The 23,992-nt window shown below is 43.0% G+C and carries 20 protein-coding genes and 1 riboswitch; of the genes, 7 read left to right on the top strand and 13 right to left on the bottom strand.

All coding sequences use genetic code 11. From position 1 onward, the window contains the following. Positions 1 to 2: 2 nt before the first annotated feature. The 12 genes from LJ658_RS13870 to mqnE all read right to left on the bottom strand — a co-directional run bounded on the left by LJ658_RS13870 (position 3) and on the right by mqnE (position 12,206). A complete protein-coding gene (locus LJ658_RS13870) occupies positions 3 to 1,121 on the bottom strand; it encodes a lipopolysaccharide assembly protein LapB (protein WP_230547119.1) in 1,119 nt (372 codons plus the stop codon). A gap of 3 nt (positions 1,122 to 1,124) precedes the next feature. Further along, a complete protein-coding gene (gene gyrA / locus LJ658_RS13865; protein WP_230547118.1) occupies positions 1,125 to 3,689 on the bottom strand; it encodes a DNA gyrase subunit A in 2,565 nt (854 codons plus the stop codon). A 461-nt stretch (positions 3,690 to 4,150) separates the two neighbouring features. Then, entirely contained in the window at positions 4,151 to 4,543 is a 393-nt protein-coding gene (locus tag LJ658_RS13860) for a hypothetical protein (protein WP_230547117.1), read from the bottom strand. Between the two features lies 1 nt (position 4,544). Beyond that, entirely contained in the window at positions 4,545 to 5,459 is a 915-nt protein-coding gene (hemF, locus tag LJ658_RS13855) for an oxygen-dependent coproporphyrinogen oxidase (protein ID WP_230547184.1), read from the bottom strand. A gap of 201 nt (positions 5,460 to 5,660) precedes the next feature. Then, positions 5,661 to 6,911 carry an MFS transporter gene (locus LJ658_RS13850; RefSeq protein ID WP_230547116.1) on the bottom strand — a complete coding sequence of 417 codons (1,251 nt, stop codon included), beginning with the start codon at positions 6,909 to 6,911 and terminating at the stop codon, positions 5,661 to 5,663. A gap of 113 nt (positions 6,912 to 7,024) precedes the next feature. After that, positions 7,025 to 7,222 carry a cold-shock protein gene (locus LJ658_RS13845; protein WP_144249222.1) on the bottom strand — a complete coding sequence of 66 codons (198 nt, stop codon included), beginning with the start codon at positions 7,220 to 7,222 and terminating at the stop codon, positions 7,025 to 7,027. A 135-nt stretch (positions 7,223 to 7,357) separates the two neighbouring features. Beyond that, complete coding sequence (locus LJ658_RS13840) at positions 7,358 to 7,993, bottom strand: peroxiredoxin (RefSeq protein ID WP_230547115.1); 636 nt, start codon at positions 7,991 to 7,993, stop codon at positions 7,358 to 7,360. A 174-nt stretch (positions 7,994 to 8,167) separates the two neighbouring features. Continuing rightward, entirely contained in the window at positions 8,168 to 8,644 is a 477-nt protein-coding gene (locus LJ658_RS13835) for a hypothetical protein (protein ID WP_230547114.1), read from the bottom strand. A 270-nt stretch (positions 8,645 to 8,914) separates the two neighbouring features. Continuing rightward, positions 8,915 to 9,478 (bottom strand): SH3 domain-containing protein, encoded by a 564-nt coding sequence (locus LJ658_RS13830; RefSeq protein WP_230547113.1) that lies wholly within the window; start codon positions 9,476 to 9,478, stop codon positions 8,915 to 8,917. A gap of 94 nt (positions 9,479 to 9,572) precedes the next feature. Next, positions 9,573 to 10,310: a menaquinone biosynthesis protein gene (locus tag LJ658_RS13825; RefSeq protein WP_230547112.1), complete on the bottom strand. Its 738-nt coding sequence runs from the start codon at positions 10,308 to 10,310 to the stop codon at positions 9,573 to 9,575. Between the two features lie 8 nt (positions 10,311 to 10,318). Next, complete coding sequence (locus LJ658_RS13820) at positions 10,319 to 10,939, bottom strand: histidine phosphatase family protein (protein WP_230547111.1); 621 nt, start codon at positions 10,937 to 10,939, stop codon at positions 10,319 to 10,321. A 73-nt stretch (positions 10,940 to 11,012) separates the two neighbouring features. After that, positions 11,013 to 12,206: an aminofutalosine synthase MqnE gene (gene mqnE, locus LJ658_RS13815; RefSeq protein ID WP_230547110.1), complete on the bottom strand. Its 1,194-nt coding sequence runs from the start codon at positions 12,204 to 12,206 to the stop codon at positions 11,013 to 11,015. A gap of 422 nt (positions 12,207 to 12,628) precedes the next feature. Here mqnE and LJ658_RS13810 point away from each other — a divergent pair, with 422 nt between their 5' ends. The 7 genes from LJ658_RS13810 (at position 12,629) to LJ658_RS13780 (ending at position 20,963) form a co-directional block, all read left to right on the top strand. Continuing rightward, a complete protein-coding gene (locus tag LJ658_RS13810) occupies positions 12,629 to 13,744 on the top strand; it encodes a PLP-dependent aspartate aminotransferase family protein (protein ID WP_230547109.1) in 1,116 nt (371 codons plus the stop codon). Between the two features lie 170 nt (positions 13,745 to 13,914). Next, positions 13,915 to 14,024: riboswitch (SAM riboswitch) on the top strand. Positions 14,025 to 14,267: 243 nt separating this feature from the next. Next, positions 14,268 to 15,587, top strand: a complete 1,320-nt coding sequence (locus LJ658_RS13805) for an O-acetylhomoserine aminocarboxypropyltransferase/cysteine synthase family protein (protein ID WP_230547108.1) — start codon at positions 14,268 to 14,270, stop codon at positions 15,585 to 15,587. Between the two features lie 47 nt (positions 15,588 to 15,634). Then, entirely contained in the window at positions 15,635 to 16,690 is a 1,056-nt protein-coding gene (metX, locus tag LJ658_RS13800) for a homoserine O-acetyltransferase (RefSeq protein WP_230547107.1), read from the top strand. Then, on the top strand, positions 16,690 to 17,907 hold the full coding sequence (locus LJ658_RS13795) for a homoserine dehydrogenase (RefSeq protein WP_230547106.1): 1,218 nt from the start codon (positions 16,690 to 16,692) through the stop codon (positions 17,905 to 17,907). The genes metX and LJ658_RS13795 overlap by 1 nt, the downstream gene beginning before the upstream one ends. 149 nt (positions 17,908 to 18,056) lie before the next feature. Then, a complete protein-coding gene (locus LJ658_RS13790) occupies positions 18,057 to 19,238 on the top strand; it encodes a glycosyltransferase family 87 protein (protein ID WP_230547105.1) in 1,182 nt (393 codons plus the stop codon). Further along, positions 19,235 to 20,194 (top strand): glycosyltransferase family 2 protein, encoded by a 960-nt coding sequence (locus tag LJ658_RS13785; RefSeq protein WP_230547104.1) that lies wholly within the window; start codon positions 19,235 to 19,237, stop codon positions 20,192 to 20,194. Before LJ658_RS13790 ends, LJ658_RS13785 begins: the two co-directional genes overlap by 4 nt. Further along, positions 20,175 to 20,963 carry a polysaccharide deacetylase family protein gene (locus LJ658_RS13780; RefSeq protein WP_230547103.1) on the top strand — a complete coding sequence of 263 codons (789 nt, stop codon included), beginning with the start codon at positions 20,175 to 20,177 and terminating at the stop codon, positions 20,961 to 20,963. Before LJ658_RS13785 ends, LJ658_RS13780 begins: the two co-directional genes overlap by 20 nt. A gap of 160 nt (positions 20,964 to 21,123) precedes the next feature. On the opposite strand, the gene clpB is transcribed toward LJ658_RS13780, so the two are convergent. Further along, positions 21,124 to 23,739, bottom strand: coding sequence for an ATP-dependent chaperone ClpB (clpB, locus tag LJ658_RS13775; protein ID WP_230547102.1), 2,616 nt, complete (start codon positions 23,737 to 23,739; stop codon positions 21,124 to 21,126). Between the last annotated feature and the right edge of the window lie 253 nt (positions 23,740 to 23,992).

The following is a 23,992-nucleotide window of genomic DNA, read 5'->3' as shown; positions in this document are numbered from 1 at the left end:
TTTTATTGATTGGTTAACTGTTTTAGTTTATTGTTTATTTTTTCTGTTTGGTCTTTGTTACCTGTCTTTTTGTATATCAGCTGCAAAACTTCTAAACAATTTGTATCATTTGGCGATATCTCGCTTGCTTTTTCCATCCATTTCTGGGCGTAAGCCAGGTTTTTGTCCGCCTCACTCCCCTGTTTCAATGCGCTCTTCTTCAAATAAAGCAACCCCAGATTAAAGATCGGTTCAAATGCCGAACTGTTTAAATCTATCACCTGCAAATAAAGTGACTCTGCTTTATCATATTGATAAAGATGATCATAACAATTTGCAGCTACAAATACAATATCGGGGTTATTTGCATTAAAGTCAAGCAATTGTGGCAATAATGGTTCTAATGATTTATAATCTTTATTGTTATTGTAAATATTAGCCTCATCCAACAGCAGGAATTTATCGGCAGGCAACAGCTTCCGCCCTCTTTTTAGCATTTCGAGCGCTTTCGCGGTATCCCCTACGGCTTTGTAGACGTTTGCGGCGGCTTCTATATAATCCGTCCGGGTACTATCTGTTTTTACCAGGCTATCATAATATTTTTCTGCGGTTGTAACATTGCCCAATTTATTATTGGTGTAAGCAATATAAGCGTTAAGCGGTTTAAAAGAAGGTACATACTTATGCGCTTTCATAAACATAACACCGGCGTTCTGATAGTCAGAAATGCGTGCATAGGCAAATGCTTTACGTATATAAACATTTGCAAGGCACTCCCTGGTAAAATCCATTTCAGGCTGGTATTTATATATCTTTTTACGGGTATTTAAGATATCTACCTGTTCAACCGTTTTCCTGAAATAATTTTCGGGCTGGCCGGTAGTGTTGGTTGAATCTATATATAAAATAGCCGAGTTGACAACGGCCCGATATACATTTTTTTCCAGATCATTCGTGTCCGGTGCTAATTTTAGCAGACTGTCAATCGATTTTTTTGCATTGACCAAAAACCTAAGCTCTTTTTTCTGCTTATAGAAGGCCAAACTGTTCACTACACCCTTTAGCAATTCTGACTGGCAGAATGCAAACGGTGAAGTAAACAGTACCAGTAAAACCGACAAAATTATTTTACGGACATTCATAGTTTATTCAGTTATCTCGCCTGATGTTGGTTCGGTATCTGTAGCTGCATCAGATGTTGATTGTGTATCTCCGCCTTCAGTTTCAGTTTCCTCCTCTTCATCGTCGTGTTCAATTTTAGCTACTGATGCTATCTCGTCATTACCCTTTAAAGTAATCAGCCTCACTCCTTGCGTTGCACGGCCCATTACTCTTAATTCGCTGACAGCAATCCGTATAATTACCCCTGATTTATTAATAATCATCAGGTCTTCATTATCAGTAACACCTTTTATAGCAACAAGTTTTCCGGTTTTTTCAGTTATATTAAGTGTTTTAACACCTTTCCCACCTCTGTTAGTAACGCGGTAATCATCAATATCAGTACGTTTACCGTAACCTTTTTCTGATACTACCAGTACAGTGGTCTCAGGGTTATCAATACTTATCATACCAACAACCTCATCTTTATCATCAGCTAAACTAATACCCCTTACACCTGTGGCAGTACGCCCCATCGGCCTTACCGTTGCCTCATTGAACCTGATAGCACGGCCTGATTTTAAAGCCATTACAATTTCGCTGGTACCGCTGGTTAAGCTTGCTTCAAGTAATGAATCCCCCTCATTAACATTAATAGCATTGATACCGTTTGCACGCGGACGGGAATAAGCTTCTAACGAAGTTTTCTTGATCACGCCTTTTTTGGTACACATGATGATAAAGTTATTCTCCAGGTAATCCTGGTCTTTTAAATTTATAACCTTAATGTATGCCTTTATATTTTCTTCTTTAGGGATATTGATGATATTCTGGATAGCCCGGCCTTTAGAGGTACGTGACCCTTCCGGAATTTCAAACACCCTTAACCAGAAACATTGACCTGATTCTGTAAAGAACAACATATAGTTGTGGTTTGACGCGATCAGCAGGTGCTCAATAAAGTCTTCATCGCGACTATTGCTTCCGATTGATCCTTTACCGCCTCTGCCCTGTCTGCGGTACTCAGTAAGTGGTGTACGTTTGATATATCCTTCGCGTGATATGGTAATTACCACATCTTCATCCTCAATAAAGTCTTCGGTTTGCATTTCTGCTGATGAATGAACCATTTCGGTTTTACGCTCATCGCCGTATTTTTCTTTTATCTCTAACAACTCGTCTTTGATGATCTGCATTCTTAAACCTTCATCCGCCAGGATGCTGTTTAAGTAATCTATCAGCTTCATCAAACCTTCGTATTCGTCTTTGATCTTGTCGCGCTCCAATCCGGTTAACCTTCTCAGGGTCATATCCAAAATAGCGCGTGCCTGTATGTCACTTAAACCAAACTGACTGATTAAACCTTCGCGGGCCTCTTCAGGGGTTTGTGATCCGCGGATCAGTTTAATTACTTCGTCAAGGTGATCCAGGGCAATTAACAACCCTTCTAAAACGTGCGCGCGTTTTTGGGCTTCGGATAATTCAAATTTGGTACGGCGTACAACAACTTCATGTCTGTGTTCAACAAAATGATGGATCAGGTCCCTAAGATTCAACATCATCGGGCGACCGTGAACCAGCGCAATGTTATTTACACTGAACGAAGTTTGTAATGCGGTGTATTTGAAAAGGTTATTTAGTACGATCGCTGCATTGGCTTCGCGCTTTATCTCATAAACGATACGGATACCCTCGCGGTTTGACTCGTCCCTGATAGCCGAAATGCCCTCCAGTTTTTTATCATTAACCAGGTCAGCGGTACGCTCAATCATTAAACCTTTATTTACCTGGTATGGTATTTCGGATACAATGATGCGCTCGCGGTCATTACCATGCATTTCAATCTCCGCACGGGCCCGTAGTACTACCCGGCCACGACCGGTTTCTAACGCTTCGCGCGGGCCTTCAAAGCCATAGATGATACCGCCTGTAGGGAAATCAGGCCCCTTAACGTGTTTCATCAATTCGGCAACCTCAATATCACGGTTATCAATTAATGCTATAGTGGCATCAATAACTTCCGACAGGTTGTGTGGCGCCATATTGGTAGCCATACCTACCGCAATACCCGACGCACCGTTAACCAGCAGATTAGGAAACTTGGCCGGCAATACTGTTGGCTCCTGTAACGAGTCGTCAAAGTTTAACTGGTAGTCGATAGTGTCTTTATTGATATCGGCCAGCATCTCTTCAGCAATCTTTTCAAGTCTTGCCTCAGTATAACGCATTGCCGCCGGGTTATCACCATCAATTGAGCCGTAGTTACCCTGGCCTTCAACCAACGGATAACGCAAGCTCCACTCCTGCGCCATACGTACCATGGTATCGTATACAGAAGCATCACCATGCGGGTGATATTTACCCATTACCTCACCCACAATACGGGCAGATTTTTTATAAGGCTTATTATTATTTAAACCTAAGTCAAGCATCCCAAAAAGCACGCGCCTGTGAACGGGTTTTAAGCCGTCGCGTACGTCAGGCAATGCACGCGATACAATAACAGACATTGAATAATCAATGTAAGCCGATCGCATTTCTTCATCAATATTTATTGAAATAATTCTGTCTTCTTTGTTCGGGTTATCGTTCTCTGTACCTTCAGCCATTTTTATTTATTTGTAGATATTTTGCTTTATAATTGATCGTAAAAAACAGATTTTTTATACGACCTGCGAAGTTAAGAATTTAGTTGATTTAATAGTCCTTTTTTACTAACAAATTGGTTCCAAAAGTACAGCTATTGGGCTTTTTTTCCACATATCGCCGGTACTCCACATTAAGGTGTTTTTTTTAATGGATTACGGCATTGATTAACGCTGATTCTTAGCGGCACAAATTAAACACAGGTGATCCGGATAAATGTGGATCAGTTGGATCATCCGGATCATCAAAACGACTTATCTAATTGATAATAAGCTATTTAATAAATTGAGCGGATCACTTTGGATCACCATTTTAAGTCGGTAACTTTAGGTGTAACTGACGCCTTAATTGTTGATTATCAGCTGATTGAAAAATGAGATTTTGGATCAATAATCCGGATCACCAAATGAATTATTTATAAGCCTTATTTCACCTTCTTCCAATAATCTTCAATTAACGCGCCGCCCGGTAATGTACCTTTCAAAATAAGCGTATCGTTCTGCATGGTGTACCGGTAATGCATGGGCACGTTCAATAGTTTAGACTCCTGCAGGCTGTAAGTTTGGGTTTCTGTACAGCTATCTGCGGTTAAGGCATAAGTGCCGCTTTCATATTTTACATCTTTTTCACCGTCTTCCAGTAAAAAAGCTTCAAACGTTTTATCGGTGTATTTTCTCAGTTGTTGGTAGCCTGCCGGTGGTGGCGATAACTTGTTATTGAATTTGCCGCCACAATATTGCCAGGTGCCTTGTAAAGAGGCATCGCTTTTAAAAGACAAAATGATAGTAACAATAAACAGTGCCAACAGCTTCTTCATACTAAACCCAGTTAATATCTTTTTTCAATAAAGACAATGTTCTTTCTTCTTCGCTGCCCGGCTGCGGCTGGTAATTGTAAAGCCACCTGGCGGTTGGCGGCAGGCTCATCAGGATCGACTCGATGCGGCCGTTGGTTTCCAGTCCGAATTTGGTGCCCGCGTCATAAACCAGGTTAAACTCGGCATACCGGCTGCGGCGTTGGTATTGCCATTGTTGCTGATCTGCAGTAAAACTCTCCCGCTTATGGCAATTAACCAGTTCGGTATAGATGGGGATAAACGACCGGCCCAGGGCTTTAGAGAACCCGAATATATCATCCCAGCTCATATCTTCAGAGGCGGTGATCCGGTCGTAAAATATGCCGCCAATTCCGCGGGTTTCATTACGGTGTTTGATGAAAAAGTAATCATCGGCCCACTTTTTAAACCGGGTATAAAAATCAGCATTAAATTGATCACAGACCGCCTTTAGGCTGCCGTGGAAAAATCTGGCATCCTCATCATCAATATAATGCGGTGTCAAATCTATGCCCCCGCCAAACCAGCGGACGGGCTCCTGCCCGTCTCCGAATGATGACGGCAACTCAAAATACCGGATATTCATGTGGATGATCGGCACCAGCGGATGATTAGGATGGATAACGATAGATACCCCGGTAGCAAAAAAATCATTGCTGTCAACCTTCAGGGCTTTTTTCATCACCTCCGGCAATTCACCCTCAACAGCCGAGAAGTTTACGCCGCCTTTTTCAAAGATATTACCGTCTTGTATAACCCGGGTACGGCCACCGCCGCCGCCTTCGCGCTCCCATTTTTCTTCTTCAAACGTGGCTTTACCGTCAACGGCTTCCAGGGCCCGGCAGATCTCGTCCTGGATGGTCTGGTAATCGGCGGCTATTTGTTCTTTGCTAATCATCGGGGCAAAAATGCAATTTTTAGTTGATTTGGCATATAACCGTCTTGTCATTTCGATACGAGGTACGAGTGAGAAATCTTATACGGCAGTTATTAGCAGGCATTTAGATTTATACTTCTTGTCGTCCACATCTAAACAAGCACAATTAATGCTCAGTGTTTTGCCGTAAGCATCAGCTCCTCCAAATATTACCGCGATAAATTAAGTCGTCATATTAGCGCCTTCATCCTCAATATAATCCAGATCCTTATCAAAAGTTTCTTTTAGCTGGCTGGTAGCAAATAGTGCAATTAGCGTAAGCACAATCATTACAATATAGCCGCTGGAGATCCGGCCGAAATGCAGCATCAGGGCATTAAAGGCGAAGTTGATGGGGATCAATGAGCCACGAACAAAGTTGGGTACCGTGGTAGTCACGGTCGAGCGGATATTGGTGCCAAACTGCTCGGACGCTATGGTAACAAATGTTGCCCAATAACCAACCGCAAATCCCATAAAAAAGCATAACCATCTAAATTGCGAAGTGGTGATGCCTTTGGCACTCAGGTAAAACATAACGCTTATTACCGACAGCAGTAAGAATATAAACATGGTGTTTTTGCGCGACCGGGTGTATTGGGCCAGTAAACCCGCAAAAATACCGCCTACAGAAATACCCACATAGGTGTACATAATCCCGTCGCCGGCGCTCAATGGCACCGGTGCGCCAAGCGCTTTGCCAAATTCGGGCGCCTGGGTAACCAGCACCCCTACCACGTACCAAAGCGGCGCGCCAATCAAGATGCAGTACAGATATTTCAGGAAACGTTTACGATTGTTAAACAACATTAAAATATTGCCCTTGGATACGTCTTTATCATGGATGTTTTTAAACATGCCTGATTCAAACGTGCCCATCCGCATTAACAACAAAACAATGCCCAGGCCGCCACCTACATAGTAGGCCGTGCGCCAGTCATATTTACCCACATAAGCAGCGGCCACGGCGCCTAACAGGCCTATCATGGCGACAATGGTTGTGCCATAACCGCGACGCTCTTTACTCAGGGTTTCACTTACCAGGGTTATGCCGGCGCCAAGCTCGCCTGCCAGCCCGATACCCGCCACGAGGCGGATCAAGGCATAGCTGTCAATATCATGGATCATACCATTTACAAAGTTGGCGACCGAGTATAGAAATATTGATCCGAACAATACTTTTATGCGGCCCAGCTTGTCGCCGATTACGCCCCATATGATACCGCCCAGTAAAAGGCCAAACATTTGCATATTGATCACATACACACCTTCGGCCGCTATTTTATCAGCCGGTATCCCGATATCCTGCAGGCTTTTTACCCGCACGATAGAGAAAATTACCAGGTCATAGATATCAACAAAATAGCCCAATGAGGCAACAAGCACTAAAAAAACAACATTCCTGGAGGCTTTGGCCGATACGGCATCAGTCATAATCGAAAAATAATTGGTTGGCCTAAAGTAAGCGAATTAAGCAGCTTTTTAAATTTTTTGCCAAAAAAAAACCTCTGGGTTTACAGAGGTCCTTTTAGTCCGGGGTAAGTAAATTATATCTTCTTTACATTTACTGCCTGTAATCCTTTTCTACCATCCTCTACATCATACTCAACGCTATCGTTATCTTTAATAGCGTTTACGCCGCCTTGCACATCCTTAAAGTGTACAAAAAGATCTTTCCCGTCTTCGGTAACAATAAAGCCGTAACCTTTTTGTGTGTTAAACCATTTTACTTTTCCAGTTTTCATAATAATATAATAGTATTAATAATTTGTTATTAAGAATATAGAGCTACGCCGACCTGAGTACAAATGGTATTAATAATCAGTGGAATAATACACTCCCTTTTCCAAATATATAAAATTATTTAATATCAAAATAAATTATTTATTAGGTTGTGGCGTTAACCGTAAGTATGGTTTAACCTCTCTGAAGCCCTTCGGAAATTTTGCCGGGATGTCCTCTGTTTTAATAGCAGGAACAACCACTACGTCTTCACCGTCTTTCCAGTCGGCAGGCGTGGCAACGCTGTAATAGGCAGTAAGTTGCAGTGAATCAATCACCCGTAAGATCTCGGCGAAATTCCTGCCGGTTGAGGCCGGGTAAGTAATGATCAGCTTAATCGTTTTATCCGGGCCGATAATAAATAATGAACGTACCGTTGCGTTAACAGAAGCGTTTGGATGGATCATGTCGTAGGCTTCTGAAATTTTACGGTCCTCGTCGGCAATGATCGGGAACTCTACCTCTACGCCTTGCGTTTCGTTAATATCTTTGATCCAGCTTCTATGCGACTCGGCCGAGTCAACACTTAGCGCCAGCACCTTAACATTGCGTTTGGCAAACTCATCTTTTAAAGCTGCTGTACGGCCCAGCTCAGTGGTACATACCGGTGTATAATCTGCAGGGTGCGAAAACAATACTCCCCAGCCGTCGCCAAGGTATTCATAAAGGTTGATCTCTCCTATCGAGGTTTGTGCTGTGAAATCCGGGGCTTTATCGCCTAATCTTAAACTCATGATATTTATGTTTTAAATAGAATTATTTTTTAAAGTTACTGGCTTTGTTTTAAATATCAATAGCGAAATAAAAAATAAACTACTATTTACATAGACATTACATATTATAATTCATGACGATAAAAAAAGCCCCGTCCGCGGTTAGCTGACAGGGCTTTATAATCAGGGTGTTAATTACTTAATTTTCTCAATGTTTTTTACCTCACCGTCATTAGGTGATATGGTTAAAATAACATTGTTTGCAGTATTTTTAACGTTAATAAAGTACACAACCGGTTCTTCGCCATCCTGTGCTTCAAACCTGGTTACGCTTTTAATAGCATAGCTGCTGTAATCTTTTGCTATAGTTGTTTTGATAGCATTGGTTACCGTTGCGAATGAAACTTCCTGTGCTAAACCGAAGTATTCATTAAACGAATCATAATAAGCTGTATAGTTAACGTTGTTTTTAGTAAAGCTTACTTTTTGTGAACCGGTTGTAACCGTCCAGATAACGTTGCTTACATTTTCAAAATCAGATTTAAATTGAGTAAGTACGGCATATGATACATTTTGTTCACCAGTTTCGGTAGTAGCTTTTTTGCCACCATCGGCAAAGGCAGTTACGCTAAGCATAGTAGCGATTGCTGCGGTAAAGATTAATTTTTTCATGGTATTTGTTTTTTAATATTATTAACAAAAGTACGGTCGATTTGCAATTAATTATAATAAATCTCAATTTTTATAAATATTTCATAATTAATGGTGATATAAACTACTAAATTAAAAATATTTTAAATTACTTAGTGTATTTTGTACAATATGCTAATCCTGAAATCGCCAAAAAAATGCCTTATTTGCATTGTAACAGGCCCTTTACACAAATTTGGCCTTAAAAAGCTACAAAAAACTGGCATTAGGATACCCTTAAAATAAACCGGCTTATTTGTTCTGCAACGCCCACCTGGGCACAAAGCCAATATTATTGTTGTAGGCAATACGATAATAAGTTGGCCCTTTTTCAAGCACCTGTACTTTTGCGTTAGCGGGGATGTTTGTTATGACGTCTGAATAAAAGTTTGCCTGCTGGCGCAGTTTTACAATACCGGTTACATTGGGCTGCACAGATGTTGTGTATAGAAAACTTTTTGCTGTACTGTCAACCCCGGGCAGGTGTTTTGCCGGCACAGGCTTTGTCAGCGGCATGGTCACTGCCTGTTCTGATTTTTGGGGTACTACTTTAACGGCGGCGATTTTTTTAACAGGAATGATCTTAGTTGAATCAGTTACCGGCTTTACAACGGCAATCGCTACGGTTCGATTTTTTACCCGGTGTTTTCTTTTACGCTTTTTAGGAGGATGGATTGCCGCGGTACTATCAACGGCAGGAAGTATAACCTGTTTGGTACCGGTAGTTAATTTGAAGATATAGCCGGTAAAAATCAGCGTTATTAAGATCATAATAACCTTAAAGCTGGTGCTATATCTTCTTAACCTGTTTGCCATAATCAATTGTAAACCATTTTATTAATGGTATCGTTTTGATTGGCTTAAACTAACTTGGTTTAATTAGGTATTAAAAATTTTAAGGTACAGTATTTTAGAGCGCTTTTATATAATCAAGGAACAGATATAATGCCTTGCGTTTAGCTGCTGTAAGGTCAAAATCAAGCTTATGCATTAAGTAATCTTCGAGGTCAAAATCCGGCCGGGCCGGCAGTTCTTTCAACAGCGTGGCACGCTGATCAAGGCCGGTCTTTAAAGCCTGGTTAAATTCAGTTATAAAATCCTGTGGGATTGACTTGTTGGCAATCCACGCTGCAAATACAAATGGCAGCCCTGTAAACTTTTGCCATTCTTCTGACAGATCATATACATATTTAAATTGATCCTTTTTACCAAAGGTCCTGTCCCCTATTTGTACAAACGCTGTATTTGGGTTGACTGAATAGTCCGGCGCGTTAACAACCAACCCGGGGGTTATTTTCCAGAAGTTTTTAAGCAGCACACGGGCCAGGTTATTTGATGACCGGGATTCCGGGTCGAGCTGCAGGGTGGTAATCTCCTGTATAGGGGAATTACTGAAGATAAATACCGAATTAACCGCGCCTACGGCACCAATGCAATAATCTGATACAATTTCCCAATAAGGTAAATTGAGTGTTGCAGCAACCGGAATCAGGCCGATATCGACCTCGTTATCGATCAGCTTCTGTGCACAATCCGCAGGGATGTCCAGGCTAAGATCAATTTTATCAATGATGTCGGTATGTTGCAGTCCGTATAAAAATGGTTTGGTATTAGTGTAGCTTACAGCTGATATTTTGATGTTTTTCACAGAAGTAGTTAGTCGTGTTTTAAATGTTCGGCATTATTAAAGCTGACGATCTCAAACTTATCGCCATCGAAAGTAACTTTATATAATACCAGGTTTTGGTGAGGGAAGCAGTCCATCTGGGTAAGCGGCTTGCCGGTTAGCAGGCATAAAAACAAACGCATCGCACGGCCATGCATACAGATCAGTACATTAGTCTCTTCGGTATGGCTCATGATAATCTGCAGGGCTTCCAGTTGTCTGAGCCTGACTTCGTTAGGGCTTTCGCCGTTTTCAAACTTACTGTCCAGTTCGCCCGCAACCCACTTCCGCATCATAATTAAAAAGGCGGCCTTGGTCTCGGGTGTGCTGGGCATGCCTTCATATACGCCCCAGGCCAGCTCATCCAGGCCGGACAGCTTTTCGTAAGGGATACCCAGGTCAATAAACTGCTGTACGCTTTGCTGGGTGCGCTTAAGTTCTGATATATAGATCTTATCAAACGGGACAGACTTGTAGGCATTATAAAACTGGCCGGCCTGTTTGCGGCCCTCGTCATTAAGATCGGTGTCCCTGCCCCTGCCCTGTACTATGCCCTGCTTATTTAAATCGGTTTGCCCATGGCGGACAATGTATAGTGTCTTTATTATCATGTTATTTGTCATTGGTCATTGGTGATTAGTCATCAGTAATTTAACCAATGACCAGCGACTAATGACCGATCAACTAATTAATAACCGGCAGCTTATAATACTGCGGCTTGGGCTCTTCGGCAAACTGATAGTCGTTATAGTCGGTAACCACGTTGTAGAGTGTATCACGTTCTATGGGGTAACGGCCAACCTGTTTAATGAGCTCAACCAGCTGTTTGGTGCTCATGCCGGGGTTTTGCTCTTCGGCTCCGGCCATCGAGTAGATCTTAGTCGTATCGTCCAACGTTCCGTCTATGTCATCAACCCCAAAATTCAGGGATAACTGGGCGGTAGTACGGCTTATCATTGCCCAATAGGCTTTGATATGATCAAAGTTATCGAGGTAGATGCGCGATATGGCATAATTACGAAGATCCTCAACCACGGTCGACTCCGGCACATGCGACATCTGGTTATCCTGGTTACGAAACTTCAGCGGGATGAATGTTTGAAAACCGCCTGTTTTATCCTGTAGCTGGCGCAACCTGTCCATATGATCTATCCGGTGCCAGTATTTTTCAATATGGCCATACAGCATGGTAGCGTTTGAGCGTGCGCCCAGCTTGTGCCATTCTTCGTGTATGGCCAGCCACTGGTCGGCGGTACACTTGTCTTTGGCTATCTGCTCTCTGATCTCGGGGTGGAAGATCTCGGCCCCACCGCCGGGGATCGACTCCAGGCCGGCATCCAGCATCATTTTCATGCCTGTTGCATAATCGATCTTAGCTTTCTTGAAGATGTAATGGTACTCAACCGGGGTTAATGCTTTAACATGCAAACCGGGGCGGTGGGCCTTTATACGTTTAAACAGTTCCACATAAAACGGAACATCGTACTGGGGCAATACGCCGCCTACAATATGCACCTCGGTAACCGGCTCGTTATCATATTTCGTCACCATGTCAAACATTTCGTCCATTGTATACTCCCAGCCCTGCTCTTTCTGTTTCAGCAGGCGCGAGTACGAACAAAACTTACAATCGTATACACAAAGGTTGGTGGGTTCGATATGGAAGTTGCGGTTGAAATACGTCTTGTCGCCATGACGCTCCTCGCGGATATAATTGGCCAAAACGCCCAGGTAGCCTAATTCGCCTTTTTCATAAAGTAAAACACCTTCGTCAAAAGTGATGCGCTCATGGTTGAGCACCTTGTTGGCGATGTGTTTTAAATCAGCAGATAAATCCGGATCCTGCAATAATACTTGTAACCTGTCTTCAGTTCTCATTAAAAAAACTTTTGCCAAAAATAACAAATGTTAATGTAATGGTGGTGTAACATTTAATATGAGTTTGCTGATCCGTTAAATAGTGGATCACCCGGATCACCCTATTTAAGTAATAAACTGGTAATGAATATTTTAACTAAAAAAGCGGATCACTTTGGATCAGTCTTATTCGTCAGGTATTTTAAGTTCAAAACTTTAACAACTAGTTTATAATCAAATAATTAAAAACAGGCTATTTTTTGTCTTTTTTTAATGAGCGGATCAGTAAAAGTGGATCACCCTGTTTCAGAAGACAAGTCATACGGCTGAAACCATTTACATATCCCGGCGCAGAGTTTTAAATCTATCGTTCCCAATATTCCATACCTGTCGTTATTAAAGCATCATTACAAAAAGCACGGCAAAAATTTTAAATTTGCGCCATGAAAACGGAAACGATAGCCATACATGCCGGTAACCATACCGATAATACAACGGGTGCAGTTATTCAACCCATCACCATGTCAACCACGTTTGAGCGAATGGAGGATGGCAGTTTCCGTGAGGGTTATATTTACAGCCGCGCGGCCAACCCAAACCGCACCTCATTAGAAAATGTACTGGCAAAGTTAGAAGGCGGCGCGGATGCCGCGGCTTTTTCGTCGGGCAACGCTGCCGGGATGGCCGTTTTTCAATCCTTAAAACCCGGTACACATATTATTGCGCCTGATGATATGTACCATGGTTTACGTAACCAGTTGAAAAACTTATTTACCGGGATATTGGAGTTTGATTTTATTAATGTTGATGATAGTGATATTTTAAAGGCACACATTAAGCCAAACACCGGTTTAATATGGATCGAAACCCCGTCAAACCCCTTACTTAAAGTAACTGATATTAAAAAGATTGTTGCGATAGCCAGGCAGCACAACATTAAAGTAGCCTGCGATAACACCTTTGCCACGCCTATTTGCCAGCAACCGATTGCTTTAGGCGCTGATTTGGTGATGCACTCAACCACCAAATATTTTGGTGGGCACAGCGACCTGATGGGAGGCGCCTTAATAACTGCCGAAAACAGTGACTGGTGGCAAAAGATCCGTGATGTACAAACCTATGGCGGCGCTATCCCGTCGCCTATGGATTGTTATTACCTGGTGCGCAGTATTAAAACATTACCTTACCGTATGCGCGGCCATGTACACAACGCACAGTTATTGGCCGGTTTCTTAAATAAGCATCCCAAGGTTGAGCAGGTTTTATATCCCGGCCTGCCATCGCACCCAAATCACGCAGTAGCCAAAGATCAGATGATCAGCTTTGGCGCTGTACTGTCCTTTTTATTAAAAGGCGGACGGGATGAAGCTAACCGGGTGGTTAATAAAGTACAACTATTTACCAGGGCCACCAGCCTTGGCGGCGTAGAAAGCCTGATTGAACACCGTGCCACTGTTGAAGGGCCGGATACCCAAACCCCGTTTAACCTGTTAAGGGTATCGGTAGGTTTGGAACATATTGATGATTTGATTGCGGATTTGGAGCAGGCGTTGGCCTGAGGTTAAAGGCTAAAGGTAAAGGGTAAAGGGTAAAAGGCCATTACTTTTTTTATATATAAAGGGACCTTTGGCCCTAAATAACAAATTAATTTGCTTTAATAATAATAAACCACTTAATTTGCACCCATAATCGGTAGCAATACCCATGATCAATTCCCTCACAAGGTTTTGATTTATAAAGAAGCGGCGAGAGATCAGGCTCCGTGACCCGCTGGCAACCCTCTAAGGTTAGAGAAGGTGCCAATTCCTGGCCCGGTAAATATCCCGGGAAATATAAATTAACAACATGGAAAATTTAACAAACACCATCCCTGTAAACATTATTAACGCCCAAAAAGGCTTATCACGCATATACGCCAATTTTAATTGCTGTATGTGTTGCTGTTGCTGATTGCGCAGTTAATACGTTTCCCTTTTTCTATTCCCGGAAAAAAAACACGTGTTCTGTCAATGGATAAATTTATCCGGTTGCCAAAACATAATCAATTGTTAAAATTCATTAAACCTTTAAAACAAAAAAATCATGGCTACTCAAAAATTTGAAACCTTACAACTACACGCCGGTCAGGAAGTTGACCCAACTACAGGTTCGCGCGCGGTGCCTATCTACCAGACAACATCATACGCATTTAAAAATGCCGAGCACGGCGCCAATTTATTTGCGCTTAAAGAGTTTGGCAACATCTACACCCGGATCATGAATCCAACTACGGATGTATTTGAGAAACGGATAGCAGCGCTTGAAGGCGGCGTAGCGGCATTGGCTACAGCATCAGGCCAGTCGGCCCAGTTTTTAGCATTAAACAATATATTGCAGGTTGGCGACAACTTTGTCACCTCTCCTTTCCTGTACGGCGGCTCATACAACCAGTTTAAAGTTGCTTTTAAGCGCCTGGGCATCGAGGCCCGTTTCGCGAAAGACGATACCGCCGAAAATATCGGGGCTTTAATAGACGATAAAACAAAAGCCATATACCTTGAAACTATAGGCAACCCGGGCTTTACCATTGCTGATTTTGATAAAGTGGCCGCACTGGCCAAAAAGCACGACCTGCCTTTAATTGTGGATAATACTTTCGGCGCTGCCGGCTACCTGTTCCGCCCGTTTGAGCATGGCGCAAATGTAGTGGTCGAGTCGGCTACCAAATGGATCGGCGGTCATGGCACCTCTATCGGCGGTGTTATTGTCGACGGCGGTAATTATAACTGGGGCAACGGCAAATACCCGCAGTTTACCGAACCATCCGAAGGTTACCACGGATTAGTTTTTGCCGATGTATTTGGCATTGGCGGCCCGTTTGGCAATATCCAGTTCATCATTCGCGCCCGTGTTGAGGGATTGCGTGATTTTGGCGCGTCGCAATCGCCATTCAATTCGTGGCTATTGCTGCAGGGTTTAGAAACCCTGTCATTACGCGTTCAGCGCCATGTTGACAATACGCTTGAGCTGGCCGAATGGCTAGCGCAGCATCCGCAGGTTAGTAAAGTTAATTACCCGGGCCTGGCTTCGTCTCCTTATCATGAACTTGCAAAAAAATATTTAAAGAACGGCTTTGGCGCCGTATTGTCTTTTGAGATTAAAGGCGATAAAGAAAACGCTGGCGCATTTATAGATAGCTTACAACTGGTAAGTCACCTGGCTAACGTAGGCGACGCCAAAACACTGATTATCCAGCCATCTGCCACTACGCATCAGCAATTGTCTGACGAAGAGCAATTAGCAGCGGGGGTTACGCCGACGTCGTTACGTGTAGCGGTTGGTATTGAGCATATTGACGATATTAAAGCAGACTTTGAACAGGCATTTAGTAAAATAAAACAACTGGCGGGCCAGTTGGCATAATCAATAAATGGCTCTCTTTTTTTTGGGAGAGCCTAATAGATTTTATAATGAATACACAAATATTTAAGTACGAGCAACCTTTTGAGCTGGAATCGGGCTATCAACTGCCCCGGCTGGAACTGGGTTTCCATACTTACGGTAAGCTAAACAAAAACAAGGACAACGTGGTGTGGGTATGCCACGCCTTCACTGCAAATTCGGACGTGCTGGATTGGTGGAAGGGTCTTTTTGGCGATAACGATTACTTTAATCCCGCAGAGCATTTTATTGTTTGCGCTAATATGCTGGGTTCGGCTTATGGCTCAAGCGGGCCTTTAACCATTAACCCGACAACCGGTCAGCCCTATTACCTGGCATTTCCGCAGGTAACTGTGCGCGATATGATCAAATCGCAGCAGTTACTGGCTGCACATTTAGGCGTTGAAAGCATTCATACGTTAATTGGCGGCTCACTGGGCGGCCAGCAGGCTATGGAATGGGCCATCATAGAACCGGATTTTATCAGGAACCTGATTTTAATTGCTGCAAATGCCAAACATTCACCATGGGGCATCGCATTTAATGAATCACAGCGTTTAGCCATCGCTGCCGACAGAACCTTCCTGGCAAACAGCCCTGCCGGCGGTGCAAAAGGCTTAAAAGCTGCACGCAGTATTGCCTTACTTTCTTACCGTGGCTATAAAACTTACGGTATCAGCCAGCAGGAAGATAATGACAAGCTTACCGACGGCTATAAAGCCGCAGGCTATCAAAATTACCAGGGCGATAAACTGGTTGCCCGTTTTAACGCTTATAGTTACTGGTATTTAACCAAAGCAATGGACTCGCATAACGTGGGCCGCAACCGGGGCAGCGTTGAGAAGGCATTGAGCCTGATCAAATCAAGGACACTGGTTATCGGCATCAAATCAGACCTGCTGTTCCCCGTCGAAGAGCAACAATATTTATTTCAGCATATCCCTAAATCGGCCTTTGCCGAGTTCGACTCGTACTACGGTCACGACGGTTTTTTAATTGAAACAGAAGCATTAACCAATATTATCACATCATTTTTTAAAACAGACGTAAAAGGAAAGATCATCCAATTACAGCAAATAGCATAATGAGCAAAAAACTAAATATCGGCCTGTTTGGCTTCGGCGTTGTCGGCCAGGGATTATACGATATCATCAGAACAAAAAATCTAAACCTCGAAATAAAAAAGATAGCCATTAAGGATGCCACCAAAGAGCGTTCATTGCCGGCCCATTATTTCACTACCGATAAAAACGAACTGCTGGGCAACCCGGAGATCAATACCATTATTGAACTGATCAATGATACCGAGGCCGCGTTTGATATTGTATCTACCGCTTTAAAAACCGGCAAAAATGTGGTGTCGGCTAGTAAAAAGATGATTGCCCTGCACCTGGACGAATTGATCGCCCTGCAGCATGAATACGGTACTTCGTTATTATATGAAGGCGCTGTTTGCGGCAGTATCCCAATTATCCGTAATCTGGAAGAGTATTATGATAACGAGTTGCTGCACTCTATAAGCGGGATTTTTAACGGCTCATCCAATTATATCCTTTCCAAAGGTTTTTTAGAGAACATGGATTACGGCACCGCGCTTAAACAGGCACAGGACCTTGGCTTTGCCGAGACTGACCCGATTAGCGACGTTGGCGGCTATGATGCCAAATACAAGCTGATTATTGCCGCTGCGCATGCTTATGGCGTGGTAATAGACCCGGAGGAGGTGTTTAATCTGGGGATCCAGAATTTGGCGGCGCAGGATATCCAGTACGCCCGCGAAAAGAACCTGAAAATAAAACTGGTACCTATTGCCAAAGAACTGGATGACGAGCATGTAACCCTGTTTGTGTTACCAAAGTTTGTAAACGAAACCGAGTTTTTATATAATGTTGAGTACGAATATAACGGCGTAACGGTGCAGGCCGCGTTTGCCGATCAGCAATTCTTTTTTGGTAAAGGCGCCGGTGGCCACCCTACCGGTTCGGCCGTACTGTCTGACATTGCCGCCCTGCGTTACGATTATCAGTATGAGTACAAAAAGACAAAAAGCAGCAAAGGCTTAAACTTTACCAATGATATTGAGCTAAATATTTATCTGCGTTATGAAGACGAAGAATTGGTTAAACTGCTGGATTTTAAGACCATAAATGAGCGTTACTACTCGGGCAACTATAAATATGTTACCGGTAAGGTTAACCTGCAAAAACTGATTGAAAACCAATCGCGTATATCCGGGGACAAGGCGTTTGTCGCTTTCGCCGACCAGCTAACAGGGGTCAGTTTAGCACCGGCACAAAAATAATACCTGATTTTTTTTAGTTAGGTGGCAAAGGGGTTCTTTTAAAAGAGCCCCTTTTTTTATTATGTTTGAAACCTAAACCTGTTAACCAATTAAGTACAAACCAATGTTTGCAATTTTTATCTATTTTTGCGGCACTAAATAATACCCCTGTGTTTATAAATAAACTTGCTAAATTTTTAATAAGCAAACCTTTTGTTATTGCCTTATGGTTTGGTTTAAGCCTGTTTGCCGTTGGTAAAAGTGTGGTTTTAGGCCATAGCCATATCCACAATAATTACTTTGTTTATAAGTATAACTTTTACCACGTTATACATCAGCAAAACTTATACGCCTATTATCCCGAACATTATTTCGACCTTAATCATTACGGGCCGGTATTTGCCTACATTATAGGGCCGTTTGCCTTAATGCCCGATGCCCTGGGTGTGGTGCTTTGGGTAATGTTTACCGCCTGGTTATTGCTATTTGCTATCCAAAAACTACCTGTAAAAAACAGTCATTACCTGCTCATCGTGCTGTTATGCGCGCATGAGCTGATGACATCGGCAGCCAACGTACAGATTAACCCGCTGATAGCGGCCCTGATCTTATTCAGCTTCATCTTTATCAAAAAAGAACAGGATTTTTGGGCGGCGTTGATGATTGCCCTGGGCACTTTTATTAAGCTTTACGGTATTGTCGGGCTGGCGTTCTTTTTCTTTTCCAACAATAAGCTGAAACTGGTTGGCTCATTCTTATTCTGGTCGGCGGTTTTATTTGTATTGCCAATGCTGATCTCGTCACCTAAATTTATCATTCAAACCTATCATGACTGGTATGTTGACCTGCAGGGTAAAAATCTAACCAATATAGCGTCAACCCGCGAGGACGTATCGGTAATGGGCATGGTTCGTAAGATTGCTTTTCATGATCTGTCCAACCTGGTTGTGCTGTTGCCCGGGGTAGTGCTTTTTGCGTTGTCCTACTTAAGGTTTAAGCTTTTCAGTAATTTAAATTACCAGTTGTTAATTTTAGCCTCTACCTTAATATTTCCGGTGATCTTTAGTACCGGGTCAGAGTCGCCAACCTATATTATTGCTTTTGTCGGCGTAGCCATCTGGTTCATCAATTGCGAAAGGCCGGTCTCAAAGTTTGACATCGGTTTATTGGTATTTGCTTTTATATTAACCAGTCTTTCGCCGTCTGATCTTTTCCCCAGGTATTTAAAAGATAACTATGTGATGCCCTATGCTTTAAAGGCCCTGCCTTGTTTTGTAATATGGCTGAAAATTATTTACGAAGCATTGTTCAGAAAGTTCACAAATAAGGATATAATTGCAGTATCGGCATGAAAAAGAAGCTTTCAATTATAATACCGGCTTATAACGAAGAAGATAATATCGCTCATTTGGTTACCGAGCTGGACAAATCATTAACAGCAACAGGTTACGATTACGAATACCTTTTTGTTAATGACGGCAGCAAGGACAATACACTGGGCGAATTAAAAGCACTGGCGGCAACCCATCCCAATGTTTTTTATATCGAGCTGTCAAAAAATTTCGGGAAGGACTATGCCCTGAAAGCCGGAATTGACCTGGCCAAGGGCGACGCGGTTATTACAATGGATGCCGATTTGCAGCATCCCCCCCACTTGCTGCCGCAAATGTTAAAATACTGGGAGGATGGTTACGATATTGTTTATACGTATCGTGAAGATTCAAATCCCCATGTTGGTAATTTTCAAAAGTTCGGGTCCAAACTATTTTACAAGGGTATAAATGCTTTATCTGATATTACCTTAGAAAACGGTATATCGGATTTCAGGCTGCTTGACAAAAAGGTTGTCAGCGAATTAAGGCAGATTACCGAGTACGAAATATTTTTCAGGGGGATGGTAAAGTGGGTTGGGTTTATGCAAATAGGTATCCCCTACACACCCGCCGCACGCCATACCGGCGAAGCCAGCTATTCTTTCTTTAAACTGGTTAAACTGGCAGTTGGCAGTATAATGGCGTTTAGCGTAAGGCCGCTATATATAGCCACCGGGCTGGGCCTGTTCTTTTCGCTGTCTGCACTGCTATACATCCCGTATATCTTTATCAGCTATTTTTACGGCTTTGATGCTGTTTCGGGCTGGGCATCGTTAATTGCGACTGTGGCCTTTTTTGGCGGCCTGCAGCTATTGGTATTGGGTATTATCGGCTCGTATTTAGGTAAGATATTTTTGCAGACCAAACACCGCCCTAATTATATTATCCGTTCAACAAACTTGTTAAAACCGAGAAATGATTCTACTGGGGTTTGATGTTGAAGAATTTGATATGCCGCTTGAGTATGGTAAGACCCTGCCTTTTGATGAGCAGCTGGCCATATCAACCACCGGTACGCTCTTAATACTGGAGCTGCTGAAAACCGCCGGCATAAAGGCTACTTTTTTTTGTACCGCAAACTACGCCGTTAACAAACCTGATATTATAGCCAAAATGGTCGCCGGCGGGCATGAAATAGCATCGCACGGTTATTACCATTCTGATTTTAAGGTGGAGCACCTCGCGCAATCAAAAGTTAAGCTGGAAGAAATTTCGGGCACCAAAGTAACCGGTTTCCGTATGGCGCGGATGATGCCGGTTGATGAGGCGGAGATAGCCAAAGCGGGTTATGCTTACAACACATCCATGAACCCAACTTTCATTCCCGGCCGATACAATAATTTAAAGAAACCACGCGCCTGGTATTTTGATTACGGCGTTTTACAGATTCCGGCTTCGGTATCGCCATTAGTTCGCTTCCCGTTGTTTTGGCTGACGTTTCATAATGTCTCGTTAAGCATTATCAAATTTATGAGTGCGGCAGCGCATCGTAAGGATGGTTATTTGAATCTATACTTTCACCCCTGGGAATTTACTGATTTGAAACAACCCGAACGGTTTGGCTTTCCAAACTATGTTTCTAAAAATTCGGGCGATGATTATGTGAAAAAGATAAAAGCGTTTATCCATTGGGCGCAATCAAAAGGTTATGAATTTATGAGGACGGATGAGTTTGCGAAGGGGATAATAAAAGATAACCGATAGTGTCATTTCGATACGAGGAACGAGTGAGAAACCTTCAACGAGTGATCTGCTGATAAAGCGTTTAAGATTTCTCGCTACGCTTCGAAATGACAGAAAGCTGTAAACAAAAAGAGCCACCCAAACGGGCAGCTCCTTAATATATATTGAGTTAATTATTTTATTACTTCTCCGCAGTTTCTACTTCACCTGTGTTTAAAAACACAAACTGGTTATCAAACATATCCAGTTTGATCTTGCTGTCTTTGTCGACCTTACCCGCTAGGATCTGCTTGGATAGTTCATTCAGGATCCGTTTCTGGATTACCCGTTTTAACGGACGCGCACCATATTGCGGATCGTAACCTAATTGGGCCAACCAGTCTAATGCTTCATCTGATGCCTCGATAACGATTCCCATTTCAGCCAATGTTTGTTGTACGCCTCTAAACTGCAGTTTTACGATCTCCCCTATTTCGTCGCGGCTAAGTGGTGTAAACATGATGATCTCGTCGATCCGGTTTAAAAACTCTGGGCGAATGGTTTGCCTTAACACCTCAAACAACTGGCCCTTGGTTTTGGCGATAACCTCGTCTTTATCGTTTTCATCAAAATCCTGAAAGTTCTCCTGGATAATGTGTGAGCCAATGTTGGACGTCATGATGATAATGGTATTCTTAAAGTTTACCACGCGGCCTTTATTATCCGTCAAACGGCCATCATCCAATACCTGTAATAAGATGTTAAATACATCAGGGTGCGCTTTTTCGATCTCATCCAGCAGGATAACGCTGTAAGGCCTTCTGCGTACGGCTTCAGTTAACTGGCCGCCCTCATCATAACCAACATAACCCGGAGGCGCTCCTATCAGCCTGGAGACAGCATGGCGCTCCTGGTACTCGCTCATATCTATCCGTACCATAGCGTGTTCGTCGTTAAACAGGTATTCGGCCAGTGCTTTGGCTAATTCTGTTTTACCAACGCCGGTAGTTCCTAAGAAGATGAACGAACCAATTGGTTTACGCTTATCCTGTAAACCGGCACGGCTGCGACGAATAGCATCGCTTATGGCCTCAATGGCTTCATGCTGACCGGCAACGCGTTTATGCAGCTCATCCTCCAGGCTCAACAGCTTCTCGCGCTCGCTCTGGATCATTTTTGAAACCGGGATCCCCGTCCAGCGGGAAACAACACCGGCAATATCTTCGGAAGTTACCTCCTCTTTCAGCATTCGGCTATTCGACTGATTAGTCAGTAGCGCTTCTTTTAGTTTTTCAACTTCTTCCTGTGCTTCGCGGATACGGCCGTAGCGCAACTCGGCTACTTTGCCATAATCTCCGGCACGTTCGGCCTGGTCCGCTTCCAGTTTATAGTTTTCTATCTGCTCAACTTTTAAGTTGATACCGTCAACCACATCTTTTTCGCCCTGCCATTTGGCGCGTAATGAATCACGCTCGGCAGACAGGTTAGCTATTTCCTCGCTCAGGTCTTTAACCTTCTTGTCGTCCTTTTCGCGTTTGATGGCTTCACGTTCAATCTCCAACTGCATGATCCGGCGGTTCAGCTCATCAACCACTTCGGGTACCGAATCCATCTCTATTCGCAGTTTGGATGCAGCCTCGTCCATTAAATCAATAGCTTTATCCGGTAAAAAACGATCAGATATATAACGCTGCGACATCTCGACAGCGGCAATTATCGCTTCGTCTTTAATACGGACTTTATGATGTGCCTCATAGCGCTCTTTCAATCCACGCAGGATAGAAATCGCATCGGCAGTATCAGGTTCATCAACTAAAACCATCTGGAAACGGCGTTCTAAGGCTTTATCCTTCTCAACATATTTCTGATACTCATTAAGCGTTGTCGCGCCAATGGCTCTTAGCTCGCCACGTGCCAGGGCCGGTTTTAAAATATTAGCGGCGTCCATAGCGCCCTCGCCGCCGCCGGCACCTACCAGGGTGTGGATCTCGTCAATAAATAACACGATCTCGCCATCAGCCTGGGTAACTTCTTTGATTACTGCTTTAAGGCGTTCTTCAAACTCGCCTTTGTATTTGGCACCCGCAATAAGTGCGCCCATATCCAGCGAGTAAACGGTTTTTGATTTCAGACTCTCGGGCACATCCCCTTTTATAATCCGGAAGGCAATGCCTTCGGCGATAGCGGTTTTACCCACACCGGGTTCGCCAACCAATATCGGGTTGTTTTTGGTGCGGCGCGATAAGATTTGTATGGTACGACGGATCTCGTCATCACGGCCGATAACCGGGTCGAGCTTGCCTGATTCGGCATACTCATTTAAATTACGGGCATATTTGTTTAGTGCATTATAGGTCGCTTCGGCATTTTGATCGGTAACCTTATTGTCGCCCCGTAAACTGACGATGGCTTTTTTAAGGTCCTTTTCATTTACCCCCAAATCTTTGAGCGTCGAACTGGTTTTGTCGCTTACACCTAAAATACCTAATAATATATGTTCGACCGAGACAAACTCGTCTTTAAACTCTTTTAAATAGCCGGTTGCCTTTTGCAATACCGAGTTTGACGTTGATGACAAGTAAACATTGCTGCCGCTAACTTTCGGGAATGAAGCGATCTGCTCGTCCAGTGTTTCGTTAAGCCGGTTGATGTTTACATTCAGCTTTTTCAATAAATAGGTAATAACATTCTCATCAACCAATAATAAACCTTTTAGCAGGTGCGCAGGCTCAATAGCCTGCTGCTGATTACCGGTTGTAATCTCTGAAGCTTTTTGTACAGCTTCCTGGGCCTTTATGGTAAAATTGTTAAAGTTCATGTTTAAAGTTAGTCAAAATACCTGCCATTGCTTAATTTGTGAAATAATGTCATTTTAAGATAAATATATATGTCTTTTTGTCGCCTGGGTTTAATTTGATGTGTCTAATTTACAACTAATTAATCGGGTTAAAGTTTGATTAATGAACGGTAAAAAAATGATCTCAGACATAAATCAATTCACTATTTTTAATATTTTTGGTTACCCAAAATTATTACATTGAATCTCCATTTTTTTAGAAGTTTACCCGGAA

It is taken from the genome of Mucilaginibacter sp. UR6-11, from assembly GCF_020880695.1.
Taxonomy (GTDB): domain Bacteria; phylum Bacteroidota; class Bacteroidia; order Sphingobacteriales; family Sphingobacteriaceae; genus Mucilaginibacter.
Note: the sequence above shows the minus strand (reverse complement) of the source record. Positions and strands in the feature narration are given on the sequence as shown.